Below are 18140 nucleotides of genomic sequence, written 5' to 3'. Positions count from 1 at the left end.
TCCGCTTACGCTTCGGGGCATGCCACCACGCGCCCGGGCGCTGCCTCCGGACCAACGCCGCGCCGCGATCCTCAGTGCGGCGGTCACGGTGCTCCAGGACGAGGGTCAGAGCGCCACCACCCGCACGATCGCCGAAGCGGCAGGGGTGGCCGAGGGGACCCTGTTCCGGGCCTTCGCCACCAAGGAGGAGCTTGTCTGCGCCGCTCTGGACCAGGCCTTCGACCCCGCACCGGTGCTGGGGCTGCTGGATGACGTTGACCTGTCCCTGCCGCTGCGCGAGCGGATGGTCGCTGCCGTGACCATCCTGCAGGGCCGTTATCAGGAAGTCATCGGACTGATGCACGCCATGGGGATCGTGCACCCTCCGGAACCTCCCCGGGCCGGGCAGGCCCGTGCCGGAACCACGGCAGACCACGAGCCCTCGACGACGGCCGAGCCGGACTCGCGCCATCGGCCACGCCCCTGGCGCCAGCCGATCGGTGAGGCGTTGACCTTGCTGCTGGAGCCGGACGCCGACCTGCTGCGGGTGCCGGTCGCCGAGCTCGTCGATTTGGTCGGCCTGCTGACCTTCGCCAGCAGCCACCCCACCCTGAACCAGGGGCGCTCCCTCGCTCCCGCCACCATCGTCTCCGTGCTGCTGGACGGCACCCGGAAGGTCGACTGAATGCTGATCCGTCTCCTGCGCGCCCACCTGGGCCCGTATCGCTGGCTCGTGGTGATCCTGCTGGTCCTGCAACTGGCGAGCACCATCGCCTCGCTCTATCTGCCCAGCCTCAACGGCCGGATCATCGACGAGGGTGTCGCCGTCGGCCAGACCGGGCCGATCCTGCGACTGGGTGCGATCATGCTCGCCGTCTCCCTGGTGCAGATCACCGTCACGATCGGGGCGACCTATCTCGCCTCCCGCACCTCCGCGTCCGTGGGGCGGGATGTGCGCGGGTCCGTCTTCGACAGGGTCGCCGTCTTCAGCGCCCAGGAGGTCGGACGCTTCGGTGCTCCGACGCTGATCTCCCGCTCGACCAACGACGTGACGCAGGTGCAGACCGTCACCTTCATGGGTCTGACGTTGATGGTCGGCGTGCCGATCATGATGGTCGGCGGCATCATCATGGCGCTACGCGAGGACGTCGGTCTCTCCTGGCTCATGGCGGTCGCCGTGCCGCTGCTGGCGCTGGTCGTCGGGCTGATCATCCGCCGGATGGTCCCGCAGTTCTCCCTGATGCAGAAGTCGGTTGACTGGGTCAACCGGGTGCTGCGTGAGCAGATCACCGGCATCCGCGTGGTGCGGGCCTTTGTCCGCGAGGACGATGAGCGAGCCCGCTTCGCCGCGGCCAACACGCAGTACACCGGGACGGCCCTGGCGGTCGGCAAGCTGATGGCCCTGGTGTTCCCGCTGGTCATGCTGATCTTCAATGCCTCGACGATCGCGGTGATGTGGTTCGGCGCGCACCGGATCGACAGCGGCAACATGGAGATCGGCGCGCTCACCGCCTTCCTGGCCTATCTGATCTTTGTGTTGATGTCGGTCATGATGGCGACCTTCATGGCCACCATGATCCCGCGGGCGGAGGTCTCCGCCGGTCGCATCGTCGAGGTGCTCGACACCGACTCCACGGTGGTGGAGGCGACCAACCCGGTGCAGATCCCGCACGGCCCGGTCGAGATCGAGTTCCGCGACGTGGAGTTCGCCTATCCCGGTGCCGAGGTGCCGGTCCTGCAGGGCGTGAGCTTCACCGCCCGACCGGGGCAGACCACCGCGATCATCGGATCCACCGGAGCGGGCAAGACCACGCTGGTCAACCTGATCCCCAGGCTGTATGACGTGAGCTCGGGGGCGGTGCTGATGGGCGGGGTCGATGTCAGGGACGCCGAGCTGTCCGACGTGTGGCGCCGGGTCGGACTGGTCCCGCAGAAGCCCTACCTGTTCACCGGTTCGGTCGCCGACAACCTGCGCTATGGCGACCCTGAGGCCAGCGAGGAGGACCTGTGGGAGGCCCTGCGGATCGCCCAGGGCACGGACTTCGTGCAGGCCATGCCGGAGAGGCTGGACTCGGCCATCGCCCAGGGTGGTGGCAACGTCTCGGGCGGCCAGCGCCAGCGGCTCGCGATCGCCCGGGCCCTGGTGCGCCGCCCCGACGTCTATCTGTTTGACGACTCCTTCTCGGCCCTGGACCTGATGACCGACCGCCGGCTGCGAGCGGCCCTGGAGCCCGAGACCGGCGAGGCGACCGTCATCGTGGTGGCCCAGCGGGTGTCCACGATCATCGGCGCCGACCAGATCGTCGTCCTCGAGGACGGACGGGTGGTCGGGGTCGGCACGCACGACGACCTCCTGGCTGACTGCACGACATACCAAGAGATCGTGCAGTCCCAGGCCGTGGCGGAGGTGGCCTGATGAGCGAGGGCATCAAGTCCGAGGAGGAGAAGGCGGCGGAGTCCCGCCGCGGACCGCGCGCCGGCCACGGGTCACCCGGTGGTGGGCTGGGAGTCCCGGCCGAGAAGGCCGCCAACTTCGGCGACAGCGCCAAGCGGCTGATCGGGCTGCTGCGCCCCGACCGGGCAGCAGTCTCCCTGGTGGTCGTGCTGACGGCGGTCGCCGTGGTCCTCAACGCGATCGGCCCCTACATCCTGGCGCGGGCCACCGACATTATCTTTGCTGGCTTCTTCGGCCGGGTCCTCGCCGAGCAGGGCGTCCCGCCAGGGACACCGCAGGAGCAGGTGGCAGAGGGGTTGCGCGCCTCTGGTGAGGACACCTTCGCCGACATGATCGCCGTCATGGACCACCTGGAGGTGGGGCGCGGCGTCGACTTCGGCGCGCTCGGTGAGGTCCTGGTGCTGGTGATGGGCATCTATCTGGTCGCCTCCCTCCTGTCCTGGGTCCAGGCGAGGCTGCTGGTGGTCGTGGTCAACCGCACCATCTACAACCTGCGCCGCGACGTGGAGGACAAGCTCAACCGGCTGCCGCTGCCCTACTTCGACCGGCAGCCGCGCGGTGAGGTCCTGAGCCGGGTCACCAATGACATCGACAATGTCTCGCAGAGCCTGCAGCAGACGCTCAGTCAGCTGCTCAACTCACTGCTGACCGTGGTCGCGATGGTCGTGATGATGTTTGTGATCTCCCCGACCCTGGCGCTGGTCGCGCTGATCACCATCCCCGTCTCGGTCGTCATCACCGGAGTGATCGGCAGCCGGGCACAGAAGCAGTTCAAGCGGCAGTGGAAGCACACCGGCGAGGTCAACGCCATCGTCGAGGAGACCTTCACCGGGCACGAGCTCATCAAGGTCTTCGGACGTCAGGCCGAGAGCCGGCGGACCTTCGACAAGGCCAACAACGACCTGTATGAAGCGGGCTTCGGCGCACAGTTCATCTCCGGCATCATCATGCCGACGATGATGTTCGTCGGAAACCTCAACTATGTCGTCATCGCCGTCCTGGGCGGGCTGCGCGTCGCCTCGGGCACGATGAGCCTGGGTGAGGTCCAGGCCTTCATCCAGTACTCGCGCCAGTTCACCCAGCCGCTGACCCAGGTCGCCTCGATGGCCAACCTGATGCAGTCCGGGGTGGCCTCCGCCGAGCGGGTCTTTGAGGTCCTCGACGCGGACGAGCAGGACCCGGAGTCCGCCAGCCCGGCCACCCTCGACGACCCGCACGGACGGGTCACCTTTGAGGGCGTCGCCTTCTCCTACGACCCCGAGCGTCCGCTCATCCACGACCTGGACCTGACGGTCGAGCCCGGGCAGACCGTGGCGATCGTCGGGCCGACCGGCGCGGGTAAGACGACGCTGGTCAACCTGCTGATGCGCTTCTATGAGCTGGACGGCGGCCGGATCACCCTGGACGGTGAGGACATCACCGACCTGACCCGCAAGGGCCTGCGCTCGCGCATCGGGATGGTGCTGCAGGACACCTGGCTGTTCGAGGGCACCATCAGGGAGAACATCGCCTACGGACGCCCGGAGGCCACCGAGGCCGAGATCATCGAGGCGGCCGAGGCCACCTATGTCGACCGCTTCGTGCGCACCCTCCCGGAGGGCTATGACACCGTGCTCAACTCCGAGGGCAGCAATGTCAGCGCGGGGGAGAAGCAGCTGATCACGATCGCGCGTGCCTTCCTGTCGGACCCGGCCCTGCTGATCCTGGACGAGGCGACCTCCTCGGTGGACACCCGCACCGAGCTGTTGCTCCAGCACGCGATGAACGCGCTGCGCAGTGACCGCACCAGCTTTGTCATCGCGCACCGGCTCTCCACGATCCGGGACGCGGACCTGATCCTGGTGATGGAGGCCGGCGCGATCGTCGAGAAGGGCACGCACGAGGACCTGTTGGCCAGCGACGGCGCCTACGCCCGTCTCTACCAGTCGCAGTTCGCCGGCTCGGCGGTCGACATCGACGAGGAACTGCAGACCACGACCTGACCCTCAGCAGCAGCGAGCCCAGGTCGCCCCAGACGCCCAGCAGCACGGACAGGGCACCGACGATCATCAGCACGCCGGAGACGATGACGCTGAGGCGAGCGGCCCGCACCTTCGTGTACTCGGCGTATCCGGCCATGGCGTCGGTGGCCTTCAGGTGGCCGATGCCCGAGGCGAGGAAGATCGCGACGAACAGGATGCCGGATGGGTAGCCTGAGGCGATGAGTTCCGGTCCACCGGCCGAGGTCGCCATCGATCTCGAGCTGGTCCGCACGCTGCTCGCCGACCAGCATCCCGACCTGGCAGACCGTCCGCTGAGTCCGCTCGGTGAGGGGTGGGACAACGCGATCTTCCGGCTGGGCCAGCACTATCTGGTCCGGCTGCCGCGACGGCAGGCGGCCGCTGGGCTGGTGGCCCACGAGCACCGGTGGCTCCCCGAGGTCGCGCGCCTGGTCGACCTGCCCGTCCCGGCGCCGGTGCGGCACGGCCACCCCACGGCATACTTCCCCTGGTCCTGGTCGATCACCCGGTGGATCGAGGGCCGGCCTGCGGCCGAGAGCCCGGTCGCTGCCAGGGCGCACTGGGCCGGGGTGCTCGCCCGGTTCGCTGCCCAGCTGCACCAACCCGCGCCCAGCGACGCGCCCCAGAGCCTGGTCCGCGGTGTGCCGCTGGCCCTGCGCGACGCGACCCTCCGGGAGCGGCTCAGCAGCGTCGGTCATCCCCGAGGCGATGACCTGCTGGCCCAGTGGGAGCGGGCCCTGGCCGCGCCGGTCTATGACGGCCCGCCACGGTGGGTGCATGGCGACCCGCACCCGCTCAACATGGTGGTGCGCCGGGGCAGCCTCGCCGCCGTCATCGACTTCGGAGACCTGACCCAGGGCGACCCTGCCTCCGACCTGGCCACGGCCTGGCAGACCTTCTCCTGGGAGGGGCGCGCGGCCTTCGTGGTGCGCTACTCCCAGCTGGCGGGTCGGGACGAGGCGCTCTGGCAGCGGGCGCGGGGCTGGGCCGTGCTGTATGCCGTCAACTCCCTCGCGCTGTCGGCCGACAGCCCGCAGTTCACGGCCATCGCCGAGCACACCGTCGCGCAGCTGCTCGAGGCGCCCGATGCCCTCCTCTCGCGCTAGCCGTGCAGCGAGGTGGTGAGTGACAGCGGTGGGATGCTGTCCGGGAACCTGTGTGCTGACGCTCTGGGGGATGGGCTAGCGTGAGCGCCGTTCCTCCTAGGCGTCGAGGTCGCGACGAATCCGCGACACGCTCGGGGGGAGAAATGGAAGGTCCCGTGAGCGGTCGCAAGCTAGTTATCGTCGAGTCACCAGGCAAGGTCAAGAGCATCGGGGAGTACCTCGGTCCTGACTATGTGGTCGACGCCAGCATTGGGCACATCCGGGATCTGCCCAATCCCAGCGAGCTCCCGGTCGAGATGAAAAAGGGGCCGTTCGGCAAGTTTGCGATCAACGTCGAGGACGACTTCGACCCCTACTACGTGGTCGACGCCGACAAGAAGAAGAAGGTCAACGAACTCAAGCGGCACCTCAAGAATGCCGACGAGCTCTATCTCGCCACGGATGAGGACCGCGAGGGCGAGGCGATCGCCTGGCACCTGCTGGAGGTCCTGCAGCCCAAGGTGCCGGTCAAGCGCATGGTCTTTCACGAGATCACCCGCGAGGCGATCCAGCGCGCCGTCAACGAGACCCGGGACCTCAACATGGACCGGGTCGACGCCCAGGAGACCCGTCGGGTCCTAGACCGGCTCTACGGCTACGAGGTCAGCCCCGTCCTGTGGCGCAAGGTGCGGCAGGGACTCTCCGCCGGTCGGGTGCAGTCGGTGGCCACGCGCATGGTGGTCGAGCGGGAGCGCGAGCGCATGGCGTTCCGCTCCGCGTCCTACTGGGACGTCGAGGGCGAGTTCGCCCCCGAGGGGAGCGGTGGGCAGGCGTTCCTGGCCCGGTTGACCGGGGTCGACGGCAAGCGGGTCGCCACCGGCCGCGACTTCGATGACCGCGGGGCGCTGAAGAGCTCCGGACTGGTCCACCTCGAGGCCGCGCTCGCCACTAGCATCGCCGAGGGCACCCGCGAGGCGCAGGTCGTCGTCCGCCAGGTCTCGGAGAAGCCCTACACCCGCCGTCCCTCCGCACCCTTCACCACCTCCACCCTGCAGCAGGAGGCGAGCCGCAAGCTCCGGTTGAACGCGCAGTCGACGATGCGGACCGCGCAGCGGCTCTACGAGAACGGCTACATCACCTACATGCGCACCGACTCGACCACGATCTCCGAGTCGGCGGTCAGTGCGGCCCGGGCGCAGGCCCGTGACCTGTATGGCGCGGAGTTCGTGCCCGACGCGCCCCGCCGTTACGGCAAGAAGAGCAAGAACGCCCAGGAGGCGCACGAGGCGATCCGTCCCGCGGGAGACTCCTTCCGCACCCCCGCGCAGGTGGCCGGAGCGCTCCGCGGCCAGGAGTATGCACTCTATGAGCTGATCTGGAAGCGCACCGTCGCCTCGCAGATGGCCGACGCCAAGGGCTCGACCGCCAGCGTCAAGCTGGCCGCGACGCTGCCCTCCGGCCACGACGCCCGGGAGGTCGAGTTCAGCGCCTCCGGCACGGTCATCACCTTCCGTGGGTTCCTGGCCGCCTATGAGGAGGGACGGGACGAGGACCGTCACGCGCGTCCCACCGAGGAGCAGGAGCGGCGGTTGCCGCGGCTGTCCGAGGGGGTGGCGCTGGACGTCCTCGACACTGAGGCGCAGGGTCACCGGACCTCCCCGCCGGCCCGCTACACCGAGGCCACCCTGGTGAAGGCGCTGGAGGAGAAGGGGATCGGACGTCCCTCGACCTATGCCTCCACCGTCGGCACCATCCAGGACCGGGGCTACGTGCGCACCAGAGGATCTGCACTCATCCCCACCTGGCTGGCGTTCGCGGTCACCCGCCTGCTGGAGGAGCACTTCGAGCGCCTGGTGGACTATGACTTCACGGCATCGATGGAGGAGGGCCTGGACCGCATCGAGGCCGGTGACGAGCAGCGCGTCTCCTGGTTGAAGAGGTTCTACTTCGGAGACCAGGCCACCGATGCGGAGGGTCTGCAGGACCTCGTTGCCGACCTGGGCGACATCGACGCCCGGGGAGTGTCCACCATCGACATCGGCGACGGCATAGTCGTGCGGGTCGGTCGCTACGGCCCCTATGTCGAGGACACGAACTCCACCGACGACCCGCCCCGGCGCGCCACGATCTCCGACGAGATCGCCCCCGACGAGATGACCCCGGAGAAGGGCCGCGAGCTGCTCGAGGCTGCCGCCGACGACGGACGCGTCCTGGGGCAGGACCCCGCCACGGGCCGCGACATCGTCGCCAGGGCCGGCCGCTACGGGCCATATGTCACCGAGGTGCTGCCGGAGGACCCCGAGCCCGGGGCCGCGGCGACCGCCACTCCGGAGGGCGGGCCAGGCTCCCCGGCCACGCCGGCCAAGAAGGCTCCTGCAAAGAAGGCGACAAAGAAGGCGGCGAAGGTCAAGCCGCGCACGGCAAGCCTCTTCGAGGACATGGATCTGGCCACCATCGAGCTCGACACAGCGCTGCGGTTGCTGAGCCTGCCGCGGGTGGTCGGTGCCGACCCGGAGAGCGGTGAGGACATCACCGCCCAGAACGGTCGCTACGGCCCCTACCTGAAGAAGGGCACCGACTCCCGGTCGCTGACGACCGAGAGCCAGCTGTTCGACATCACGCTCGAGGAGGCGCTGGCGATCTATGCCCAGCCCAAGCAGCGTGGCCGGGCCGCCGCACCGCCCCTGAAGGAGCTCGGCAACGACCCGGTCAGCGGCAAGCCCGTCGTGGTCAAGGAGGGTCGCTTCGGTCCCTACGTCACCGACGGTGAGACCAATGCGACCCTTCGCAAGGACGACGACCCCGCGACGGTGACCCCCGAGCGTGGCTTTGAACTGCTCGCCGACAAGCGGGCCAAGGGACCGACCACCCGCAAGCGGACGGCCAAGAAGACCACGAAGAAGGCGGCTGCCAAGAAGACGACCGCCAAGAAGGCGGCTACGAAGAAATCAGCTGCCGGAGGTGCGGCTCAGAAGTCGAGCTAACCGCCGTCGCGAGCGCCTGCTCGAGATCGGCGATCAGGTCCTCGGCAGCCTCGAGGCCCACGGACAGCCGCAGGATGCCAGCGCCGGGTCGGGCCTCCGGAGTGACCACCCGGTGCGTCAGGGCGGCCGGGTGCTGGATCAGCGAGTCGACCCCACCGAGCGAGACGGCGTGGCCGATCAGGGACACCCGCTCAGCAACCTGCCGAGCCCGTTCGAAGGACCCCAGGTCCATGGCGAGGATTGCACCGGGCCCGGACATCTGGTCCCCGACCAGCCCCGCCGGGTCTGAGCCGCCCAGCCCCGGGTAGTGCACGTGCTGGACATCGGTGTGGTTGACCAGCCAGTGCGCCACCACCTGGGCGGTGTCCTGCTGGGCCCGCACCCGCACCGGCAGGGTCTGGAGTCCCCGATGGGCCAGGTAGGCCGCCAGCGGGTGCATGGTCGCGCCGGTGAGTGCCCGGACCGGGCGGATGCGGGAGGCGAGCTCCTCGGAGGTCGCCACGATCCCGCCGAGGACGTCGCCGTGGCCGGCGAGAAACTTGGTGACCGAGTGCAGGACGATGCTGGCGCCCTGCTCCAACGGGCGCTGCAGCACCGGTGTCGCGAAGGTGTTGTCCACGAGGACGGGGACCGTCCCGGCCTGGGCGACGAGCGCCCGCAGGTCCACCAGCTCCAGGGTGGGGTTGGCGGGGGTCTCGACGATCACCAGCCCGGTGTCGGCCTGGATCGCAGCTGCGACCTCATGGGGGTCGGCCCAGGTGACGCGGGTGCCGAGCAGTCCGGTCTCGAGCAGGTGGTCGCTGCCGCCATACAGGGGCCGGACGGCGACCACGTGGGGTGTCCCGGCGGCGACGCAGCTCAGCAGGGTGGCGGTCAGCGCAGCCATCCCGGAGGCGAAGCCGATCCCGGCCTCTGCGCCCTCCAGTCGCGCGAGCGCCTCCTCGAAGCGAGCCACCCCAGGGCTCCAGAGCCGCTGATAGACCGGCGTCTGGCCCTCCTCCCGGCTGTGCCCCTCCGCCATGCGGTCATAGGCCTGACCGCCGGCCTCGATGCTCGGCAGCGGATAGGTCGAGGACAGGTCGATGGGCGGCACGTGCACACCCAGAGCGGTCAGATCCTCGCGTGCGGCGTGCACGGCCACGGTGTCGAACGACATTGTTGTTCACTCCTCTGCTCCACCGGCGGCACCGTCGCCGACCGGCTCTGATCGTGGGTGATCACCCTCGGTCCACCCAGGACACTATTCTGGCTGATCTGCGGGAAAAATGCCAGGATGCCTCACTGTCTGCGGTGTCAGGTGAGTCCGAGCGTGGTTTCTGTGACGCATCGGCGCTATGATCGCGACATGGCGAAGATGGTGCAGTCCGACGGCGGTGTGGTCCTCGACCGGATCGATCAGCATCTGGTGGCCCTGCTGGAGAAGGACGGTCGGACCTCGAACGCCACCCTGGCGCGCGAGGTCGGCGTCGCCGAGTCGACCTGCCTGGTGCGGGTGCGTGCGCTGCGCGAGGCAGGAGTGATCCGGGGGATCCATGCGGACATCGACCCCGCGCTGGTCGGCCGTCCCGTGCAGGCGATGATCGCGGTCCGCTTCGGGGGGCACCGGCGCAGCCACTTCGAGCAGTTCCGGCAGGAGGTGCCCAAGCTCCCGGGAGTCCTGTCGGCCTATCACGTCAGCGGGGCCACCGACTACTTCGTGCACGTGGCGTGTGAGTCGGCCGACGCCCTGCGCGACTTCGTGCTCGATCACCTCACCAACCGGCCCGGTGTCCTGCACGCCGAGACCGCGCTGATCTTCGACATGCTCAAGGGAGAGGCGACGCTCAGCGGCCTCGAGGCGTGAGGGTTCCTCGCGCAAGTGGCAGAGAGTGAGGCCTCTTCACGCAAGAGCCCTGGTGAAAGCGTGCCTGTGGGTGCTCTCACCCTCCTGTCAGCGATGTCGCCTAGGCTCAGCCTGTGCCGCAGGAACCCACCTCGCCGACGCCGGAGCCCTCCGGCCTCTTTGTCGCGTTCGAGGGCGGTGACGGCGCGGGCAAGTCGACCCAGTCGCGACTGCTCGGCGCGGCGCTCGAGGCGATCGGTCGCGAGGTGGTGCTGACGCGAGAGCCAGGCGGCACCGAGCTCGGCGCGCAGATCCGACAGGTGCTGTTGCACGGTGACCATGTCGCACCTCGAGCCGAGGCGCTGCTGTTTGCCGCAGACCGGGCCCACCACGTCGCGACCGTGGTGCGCCCGGCGCTGGAGCGCCGAGCCGTTGTGCTCACCGACCGTTATATGGACTCCTCCATCGCCTATCAGGGCGTCGCACGGGCACTCAGCCACGACGACGTGCGTGACATCTCTCGCTGGGCCGTGGAGGACTTGCTGCCCGAGCTCACGGTGCTCCTCGACGTCACGGCGGCGGAGGGGCGAGCGCGTCGCGGGGGAGTGCACGACCGGCTCGAGCGTGAGGACGACGCCTTCCACGAGGCCGTGCGACAGGGATATCGCCAGCTCGCCGAGCGGGATCCGGCTCGCTACCTGGTCCTCGACGCCGGGCGTGACCCGATGGACCTGCACCGGGCGGTGTGCCGAGCTCTGGCCGGCCGCAGCCCGGACCTCAGGATGCTGGTCCCGGTGAGTCACCAGGACGTGGTGCGGTGAGCGTCTTCGACGAGCTGGTCGGCCAGGCCCCGCTCATCGAGCAGCTGCGGACGGCCGTCAGCACGCCGGGTGCGATGACTCACGCCTGGCTCTTCACCGGGCCCCCGGGCTCGGGCCGTTCCAAGGCGGCCCGGGCCTTCGCGGCCGCCCTGCAGTGCGAGGGTCCCGGTGCGCCCGGGTGCGGGCAGTGTCAGGCCTGCCGGACCGTCCTGGCCGGTAGTCATGCCGACCTCATCGTCGAAGCGACCTCCGAGACCTTCATCCGGGTGGGACGGGCCAGGGAACTGGCCCTGGCGGCCGGGTCCCGGCCTGGAGTCGGACGATGGCGGGTGCTGATCATCGAGGACGCCGACCGCCTCAACGACCAGGCGGCCGACGCCCTGCTGAAGTCTCTGGAGGAGCCGCCGCCGCGCACGGTGTGGATGCTGTGCGCCCCCTCCCTGGAAGACATCCTGGTGACGGTCCGCTCGCGCTGCCGGCACCTGCGGCTGCGCACCCCACCCGTGGATGACGTCGCCGAGCTGCTGCAGCACCGGGACGGCATCGACCCGGCCATGGCCCACTACGCCGCGCGGGCGGCGCAGTCCCACATCGGGATCGCCCGCCGGTTGGCACGCAACGAGGACGCCCGCACCAGACGGCACCAGGTGACGGCCATCCCGCTGACTCTGACCACCCTGGGTGCCGCGCTCGACGCCGCGGAGAACCTGCACGCCACAGCGGTCGAGGGCTCCGCCGGGACAGCCGGTGCCGAGGCCGACGAGGCGCGCGCCGACCTGCTGCGTCAGCTCGGGGCGGATCCGTCGGCGCGGACCCAGCCCCCCGCCATACGGACTCACCTCAAAGAGTTTGACGAGCGGCAGAAGCGGCTGGCCAGACGCCAGCAGCACGACACGATCGATGCCGCGCTCACGGACCTCACCACGGTCTATCGCGATGCCCTGGTGCTCAAGACCGGTGTGGCCCCGATCAACTCCACGGAGGTCGCGGCGCTGCAGGAGGTGGCGCGTGCCTTCACCCCGGTGCAGCTGCTCCAGGCGCTCGACACGATCGGACTGGCCCGACAGCGACTCATCGCCAACGGTTCGCCATTGCTGGTGCTGGAGGCGATGATGATTGCGTTGATCCTGCCGAGGGCGGGCCAGCACGGATGACGATCAACCGGGTGGGGACACCACAGTCGAGGAGAGGACCGAGTGTGAGGACCAATGGGAGCGTGCGGGGGCGGCTCAGCAGTCTCGCTGTGGGCGGGGCCCTGCTGGGCCTCGTCGCGGCGGGGTGCACGGGTGCACCCTCGACCGAGCGTGTCGAGCCGGGCCAGCAGAGCAGCACGGGCTCCGACAAGGGGCAGGGCACGGGAGACACTGGTGAGGCCACTGGTGACGCCGGGCAGGGCACGGGCGGAGGCACCGGACCCGCCACGGGGGGTGCAGGCGCCGTGCCGGAGGGTCTGGAGGAGTTCTACGGACAGGACATCGCCTGGGAGAGCTGTGACGGCGGTGAGTGCGCGACCCTGACCGTCCCGATCGACTACGACGAGCCGGACGGGTCCACCATCGAGCTGGCCCTGCTCCGGGTGCCCGCCGGGGACAGCAGTCAGGGCTCGCTGGTGCTCAATCCCGGTGGCCCCGGTGGTTCCGGCGTTGACTATGCCCGGAGCGCGGGCATGGTCTATTCGGACACCGTGCGAGAGCACTACGACATCGTCGGGTTCGACCCTCGCGGTGTGGGCCAGTCGGCGCCGATCACCTGCTTCGACGACGCCCGGATGGATGAGTGGATCGGCTTTGACCCGACGCCGGACGACGCGGCGGAGGAGGAGGCGGCACTGCAGCAGGGCCGGGACTTCGCGGCCGCGTGCGAGGAGAACAGCGGTGAACTGCTCGGTCACGTCTCGACCGTTGAGGTCGTGCGTGACATGGACGTCCTGCGCTCGGCCCTGGGACAGGAGCAGCTGGACTACTTCGGCGCCTCCTACGGCACGGTGCTCGGAGCGACCTATGCCGAGCTCTTCCCGGCCAATGTCGGTCGCTTCGTGCTCGACGGTGCGGTGGATCCCACGATGGTGGGCATCGACTCGGCCGTGGCCCAGACCGAGGGTTTCGAGCGGGCGACCAGGGCCTATGTCGAGGACTGCGTGGCACAGGGGGACTGCCCCCTGGGCGGCGACGTGGACTCGGCGATGCAGGCGATCCCGGACCTGCTCGCACAACTGGATGCCGAGCCGATCCCCCTCGACAGCGACCCCGCGGGGGAGCTCACGGAGGGGTGGGCGATGTATGGGATCGTCGTCGCGATGTATGACCAGGCGGGCTGGCCCATCCTCACGCAGGCGATCCGGTCCGCGCAGGACGGCGATGGGACGATGCTGATGTTCCTGGCCAACCTCTACTTCGACCGCGGCACGGACGGCACGCACAACAGCAACTCGTCCCAGGCCTTCTATGCCGTCCAGTGCCTCGACAGCTCTAACAATGACGCACCGGAGGTGGATGACGAGGAGGCTCTGCGCCGCTACGTCGAGGCCTCGCCGACGTGGGGTCGTCATTTCGCGACGATGGACAAGTCGACCTGTGAGGACTGGCCGGTGGCCATCGACGGGCCGCCGCTGACCGAGTACACCGCTGAGGGCGCCGCGCCCATCGTGGTCATCGGGACCACCCGGGACCCGGCCACTCCCTACGAGCAGGCGGTCGCGCTGGCCGACATGCTCGACTCGGGTGTGCTGGTCTCCTTTGACGGGGACGGGCACACGGCCTACGGACGGTCCAACGACTGCGTCGACGACGCCATCGACGCCTTCCTGACCGAGGGCACCGTGCCCGAGGACGGACTGTCCTGCTGACAGGGATCGGGATGGACGGCGCGCTGCCCTGCTGGCAGCGTTCGTGACCGGGCGGGCGATTCGCTCTGGCGTCTCACGATCGGTTATCCTCCCTTGGCGCCCTCTGCGGGGCGTGTGCCGCCTTAGCTCAGTCGGCTAGAGCGATTCACTCGTAATGAATAGGTCATCGGTTCGATTCCGATAGGCGGCTCAGAACCAGTGCAGGCCAGACCGTGTTCCGGAAGGTTCACGGCCTGGCCTGCACTTGCGTTTGCGGGCACATTGCGACCACTGGCCGGTCGCAGAGCCGGACCCTGGTGGCGCGCCGACGCTGCCACCGGGGTGGATCGTCTGGGATGTACCTCAACGGGCGTACCGGTAATCCCCGGCCAGCCGACACTCACTCGGCTTCGACGAGGCCCCTTCGACCATGTCGGCCTTGCTGCGGTCTATGCGGCACGCAACCCTGAGGTGGGCTGCAAGAGGCCCACCCGGTCAGACCGGGTGGGCCTCTTGCGTTGCGCGACTCAGGGACCGGGGTGGATCACTCCCGTCCCCAGTGCGTCACTCGTCGGCCACGAAGCGGAGGGTGAACTCGCCGTTGCCCTCGTTGTCCGCGGCAGCGCTGAAGCCCACGGCTGCCAGCTGCTCCAGAGCGTTCTTCGCCTCAGCGTCCTCGACCTCGTTGAGGTAGAGGTGCTCCAGGCTGTTGATGTTGACGTAGAACACGGAGTCAGCGTCGCCAGCGTTGGGCACTGCGCTCTTGAAGAGGTCGGTGTCACCCAGGGTTCCGCCCTCGGCGACGGCGTCGACGTAGGACTGGGAGACGCCGAGGGTCAGGGCGCCATCGTCGGTGCGCTGGATCAGGAAATCGTCTGCCTCTGGGGTCCCGGCGGCGCCGAAGGCGCGGGTCAGCAGATCCTGTGCGGCGTCGGTGTCAGTCTCGCTGCGGTAGGCGACCTCCCACAGCTGCATGTCGTCCAGGTCCTCGAGCTCCAGGAGGCCCGGGCCCGCCGACAGCACGAGGCTGCTGCCGACCAGGGTCTGGATGTCGTCGGGCAGGGTGAAGCCAGCCTCTGCCGCGGACTGCTCGGCCTCGGTGACCTCCTGCGGGAACTGCTCCTGGAAGGCGGCGTAGGCGTTGGCGACCAGCTGGTCACCGTGCTCCAGCCCGAAGGCCCCGACGGTGTCCTCCGGCAGGTCCAGGATCAGCTGAGCGCTGTCCCCGCCCTCGATGCCGGTGGCCTCGAGGCCACGGGTCACGCCGTGGACCTCGATGTTGTTCTCGGAGAAGCGCACGGCGGCGGCGTAGCGGCCGGTCGCAGCCTCGCTGGCCAGCTGGCTCGTGCCGGCCATGCTGCCTAGGGCGCCGGTGGCGTCCAGTGCGCTGGCGTCATCCAGGGTCTCCTGCGCCAGCGGGCTGTCGACGAGTGCTGCCAACGGCTCCACATCGACCCAGCCGGAGACGACACCCTCATCGCCCAGGGCAGCCATGTCCTGCGTGAAGGTGTCCTTGTCAGCGAGGGTGCCTTCCTCCACGAGGTCCTGCAGCGAGCCGACCGCGTCGGTGGTGGTCAGGACGGCGTAGTCGCCGTGGAAGTACCAGTCCAGGCCGTCGTCGCTGGTGCTGTTGGTCGCCTCCTGCAGCTTGGTCAGTCCCTCGTTGGCAGCGTCCTCGTCCTTGACCTGCAGCGCGATGCCGAAGAAGGGCTCGTCGCTGCCGTTGGGCACGATCCCCAGGCCCATCCGATCGCCCAGCCAGGGCTCGATGTCCTCGGCGTAGTCGATGGAGGCGAAGGCCTCCTCCTCCTCAGCCATCCAGTCGAAGAACTCCTTGCGGATGTCCTCGCTGCGCAGTGTCTCGAGGGCATCGTCGTCGAGCGCGTCGAAGAAGCGCACCGCAGCGATCTTCTGGCCGACCTTCGGGTCGATGTCCAGTCGCAGGTAGGCCGCGGTGTCAGCCGGGAGGGCGCTCGCCGGCTGGTCGCCGCCGCCACCGAGGGCGCGCGTCACGGCGAAGGCACCTCCGCCGATGACCAGGGCTGCCACCACTGCCAGGGCGACCAGCAGAGCCGGTCGGCTCTTGCTGCCCTGCTGGGGCGGCTCGTAGGTATAGGAGGCGCTCTGGGATGGATCGAAAGCGCCGGCAGGTGGTGCAGTCATGGTTCCCCCTTGGGATCGTGTCGAGGTCTCACCGATCGGCTCACGGCAGCCGTGGGACGGTTCGAATGCTTCCCAGGATACCGTGCATACATTTTTCGTTATCGAATCGTGACCGGGTGATCGAAGACGATGGCGATTTCGGCGGGCGCATAAGTGACCTGCTGAAAGACATGAGTGTGATTTCGAACAGATCGGCAGCCGGAGTGCAGTGTGACGGCTGTGACGGTTGTGACCTGCAGAAATGCGTGTGGCTGGAGTTTCGCGTGGGGTGATTTGGGCATACCGTCATGGGCGGTCGCGTCTCCTTTTGCCCTCGGCGGCCACCTGTCACACGGAAGTGAGTTGCTGTGATCCGCCCCGGACGCCGTACGCGCTATGGCGCGCTCCTTGCCAGCAGCCTCCTGCTCCTCCCGGCCGTCCCGGCAGCCGGCGCAGAGGACCAGGTGCCCAGCGAGCAGGAGGTGGCCCAGGCCCGGCAGGTCGTGGTCGACACGGAGGGCCGGGTCGGTGAACTCGACGCCCTGATGCGGGGTTACACCGCCCAGGTGCGCGCGGCCGAGCAGCAGGCACTGGTTGCTGGTGAGGACTCGGCCCTGGCTGCCTACGAGGCCGAGACTGCCGCTGCGGAGGCCGAGCGTCTTGCAGAGCTCTCGGCTGCCGCCAGCGCGGAGGCAGAGGTGGCCACTGCGGTGCTGGGACGTCACGCCAAGGAGGCCTACAAGTCCGGCGGGCTGTCCACCTTGGAGGTGCTCCTGTCGGCCGGGCCAGGTGATCTGCTCGACCGGGCGGGCTCCCTGGAGGTCGTGGGGCGGATCCGCGCGCGGGACGTCAGCGATGCCTCGCTCGCGTCCGGCACGGCAGAAGCGCTTGAGCGCGAGGCAGCCCTGGCCGCCGCGCAGGCCGAGGCCGCAGCGATCCGGGCCGAAGACGCACAGGTCGCTGCCGAGGCGGCTCTTGAGGAGGCCGAGGAGCAGAGCCGGCGCCTTGCCGCCGAGCGAGAGGCCACGATCCTGGAACTGTCCCGACTACGCCAGGTCTCGCTGGACACCGAGCGCACTCGCCAGCAGCACCTGCAGGACGAGTCCGACCGCCGTGCAGCGGAGGCCGAGCAGCGCAGGGTCGAGGAAGAGCTCGCGGCGCAGGCTGCAGCCGAGGAGGCCGCCCGGGATGCACAGGTGACGGACTCTCCAGCCCCCGTGGCTCCGGCTCCCGGCGCGACACAGGCGCCGGCACCCACCGCCGCGCCGACGCCCACTGCTGCTCCGGCCCCGCGGCCGGCCCCTGAGGATCCGCGACCGAGCTCACGGCCGACGCCGCCGACTCCCACGCCGAGCCCGACTCCCACGCCGCCGACTCCCACGCCGCCGACTCCCACGCCGAGCCCGACTCCCACGCCGAGCCCGACTCCCACGCCGCCTCCGGCCCCGGAGCCCCCGGCCCCAACGCCCACTCCCACGCCGACCCCGACGCCGACTCCGCCACCTGCCCCGGAGCCGCCTCCCGCCCCGGAGCCCCCGGCGCCAACTCCCACGCCGAGCCCCACGCCGAGCCCGACGCCGACTCCGCCACCTGCCCCGGAGCCGCCTCCCGCCCCGGAGCCGCCGCCTGCTCCGCCGGCGCCGGCACCAGGAGCCGAGACGGCCATCAGCTACGCCCACCAGCAGATCGGCAAGCCCTACATCTGGGGTGGCGAGGGACCGACCGGCTATGACTGCTCCGGTCTCACCAAGATGTCCTGGGCGCAGGCGGGGGTCAACCTCACGCACTCCAGCCGGGTCCAGTACGCGGAGACGGCCCATGTGCCGGTGACTCAGGCGCAACGCGGCGACCTGCTCTTCTACAGCTCGAACGGCAGCCAGTCAGGCATCTATCACGTCGGGATCTACCTCGGGGACGGCCAGGTGATCCACTCCCTGCGTGACTCGGGCTGGAGCGGGACGAAGATCACCAGCATGTACTACGTCTCTGGCCTCATGTCCTCCGCGGGGCGCCCCTGACCTAGCGCTG

General features: G+C 69.4%; 12 protein-coding genes and 1 tRNA gene. 11 read left to right on the top strand and 2 right to left on the bottom strand.

Annotation, left to right across the window (positions count from 1 at the left end):
• Nucleotides 1-19: 19 nt before the first annotated feature.
• The 5 genes from FNH13_RS17530 to topA all read left to right on the top strand — a co-directional run bounded on the left by FNH13_RS17530 (nt 20) and on the right by topA (nt 8503).
• Entirely contained in the window at nt 20-664 is a 645-nt protein-coding gene (locus tag FNH13_RS17530) for a TetR/AcrR family transcriptional regulator (RefSeq protein WP_143784624.1), read from the top strand.
• Entirely contained in the window at nt 665-2395 is a 1731-nt protein-coding gene (locus FNH13_RS17525) for an ABC transporter ATP-binding protein (protein WP_143784623.1), read from the top strand.
• Entirely contained in the window at nt 2395-4416 is a 2022-nt protein-coding gene (locus FNH13_RS17520) for an ABC transporter ATP-binding protein (RefSeq protein WP_143784622.1), read from the top strand. Before FNH13_RS17525 ends, FNH13_RS17520 begins: the two co-directional genes overlap by 1 nt.
• 218 nt (nt 4417-4634) lie before the next feature.
• Nucleotides 4635-5540 (top strand): aminoglycoside phosphotransferase family protein, encoded by a 906-nt coding sequence (locus FNH13_RS17510; protein WP_143784621.1) that lies wholly within the window; start codon nt 4635-4637, stop codon nt 5538-5540.
• Nucleotides 5541-5695: 155 nt separating this feature from the next.
• Nucleotides 5696-8503: a type I DNA topoisomerase gene (topA, locus tag FNH13_RS17505; RefSeq protein WP_228266476.1), complete on the top strand. Its 2808-nt coding sequence runs from the start codon at nt 5696-5698 to the stop codon at nt 8501-8503.
• On the opposite strand, the gene FNH13_RS17500 is transcribed toward topA, so the two are convergent.
• Nucleotides 8457-9659, bottom strand: coding sequence for a trans-sulfuration enzyme family protein (locus FNH13_RS17500; protein ID WP_143784619.1), 1203 nt, complete (start codon nt 9657-9659; stop codon nt 8457-8459). The genes topA and FNH13_RS17500 overlap by 47 nt on opposite strands.
• 189 nt (nt 9660-9848) lie before the next feature.
• On the opposite strand from FNH13_RS17500, the gene FNH13_RS17495 reads away from it, so the two are divergent.
• From FNH13_RS17495 to FNH13_RS17475, 5 genes are all read left to right on the top strand, one after another.
• Nucleotides 9849-10346: an Lrp/AsnC family transcriptional regulator gene (locus tag FNH13_RS17495; protein WP_228266475.1), complete on the top strand. Its 498-nt coding sequence runs from the start codon at nt 9849-9851 to the stop codon at nt 10344-10346.
• 113 nt (nt 10347-10459) lie between these two features.
• Nucleotides 10460-11146 (top strand): dTMP kinase, encoded by a 687-nt coding sequence (tmk, locus tag FNH13_RS17490; RefSeq protein ID WP_143784618.1) that lies wholly within the window; start codon nt 10460-10462, stop codon nt 11144-11146.
• On the top strand, nt 11143-12300 hold the full coding sequence (locus FNH13_RS17485) for a DNA polymerase III subunit delta' (RefSeq protein ID WP_143784617.1): 1158 nt from the start codon (nt 11143-11145) through the stop codon (nt 12298-12300). Before tmk ends, FNH13_RS17485 begins: the two co-directional genes overlap by 4 nt.
• Nucleotides 12301-12344: 44 nt before the next feature.
• A complete protein-coding gene (locus tag FNH13_RS17480) occupies nt 12345-13991 on the top strand; it encodes an alpha/beta hydrolase (RefSeq protein ID WP_228266474.1) in 1647 nt (548 codons plus the stop codon).
• 116 nt (nt 13992-14107) lie between these two features.
• Nucleotides 14108-14181 (top strand) — tRNA-Thr (locus tag FNH13_RS17475).
• A gap of 353 nt (nt 14182-14534) precedes the next feature.
• Here the strand turns inward: FNH13_RS17475 and FNH13_RS17470 are convergent.
• Nucleotides 14535-16133, bottom strand: coding sequence for a DUF3352 domain-containing protein (locus FNH13_RS17470; protein WP_143784615.1), 1599 nt, complete (start codon nt 16131-16133; stop codon nt 14535-14537).
• 347 nt (nt 16134-16480) lie between these two features.
• On the opposite strand from FNH13_RS17470, the gene FNH13_RS17465 reads away from it, so the two are divergent.
• Nucleotides 16481-18130 (top strand): C40 family peptidase, encoded by a 1650-nt coding sequence (locus FNH13_RS17465; protein ID WP_143784614.1) that lies wholly within the window; start codon nt 16481-16483, stop codon nt 18128-18130.
• The last annotated feature ends 10 nt before the right edge of the window (nt 18131-18140 follow it).

Source organism: Ornithinimicrobium ciconiae, from assembly GCF_007197575.1.
Taxonomy (GTDB): Bacteria; Actinomycetota; Actinomycetes; order Actinomycetales; family Dermatophilaceae; genus Ornithinicoccus; species Ornithinicoccus ciconiae.
This window is presented reverse-complemented; position numbering and strand designations above follow the sequence as displayed.

What these genes read in the sequence shown, in the direction of transcription:
- FNH13_RS17525 (WP_143784623.1), top strand. Translation starts at nt 665, where the DNA reads ATGCTGATCCGTCTCCTGCGCGCCCACCTGGGCCCGTATCGCTGGCTC.
- FNH13_RS17520 (WP_143784622.1), top strand. Translation starts at nt 2,395, where the DNA reads ATGAGCGAGGGCATCAAGTCCGAGGAGGAGAAGGCGGCGGAGTCCCGC.
- FNH13_RS17530 (WP_143784624.1), top strand. Translation starts at nt 20, where the DNA reads ATGCCACCACGCGCCCGGGCGCTGCCTCCGGACCAACGCCGCGCCGCG.
- FNH13_RS17500 (WP_143784619.1), bottom strand. Translation starts at nt 9,659, where the DNA reads ATGTCGTTCGACACCGTGGCCGTGCACGCCGCACGCGAGGATCTGACC.
- FNH13_RS17470 (WP_143784615.1), bottom strand. Translation starts at nt 16,133, where the DNA reads ATGACTGCACCACCTGCCGGCGCTTTCGATCCATCCCAGAGCGCCTCC.
- FNH13_RS17495 (WP_228266475.1), top strand. Translation starts at nt 9,849, where the DNA reads ATGGCGAAGATGGTGCAGTCCGACGGCGGTGTGGTCCTCGACCGGATC.
- FNH13_RS17510 (WP_143784621.1), top strand. Translation starts at nt 4,635, where the DNA reads ATGAGTTCCGGTCCACCGGCCGAGGTCGCCATCGATCTCGAGCTGGTC.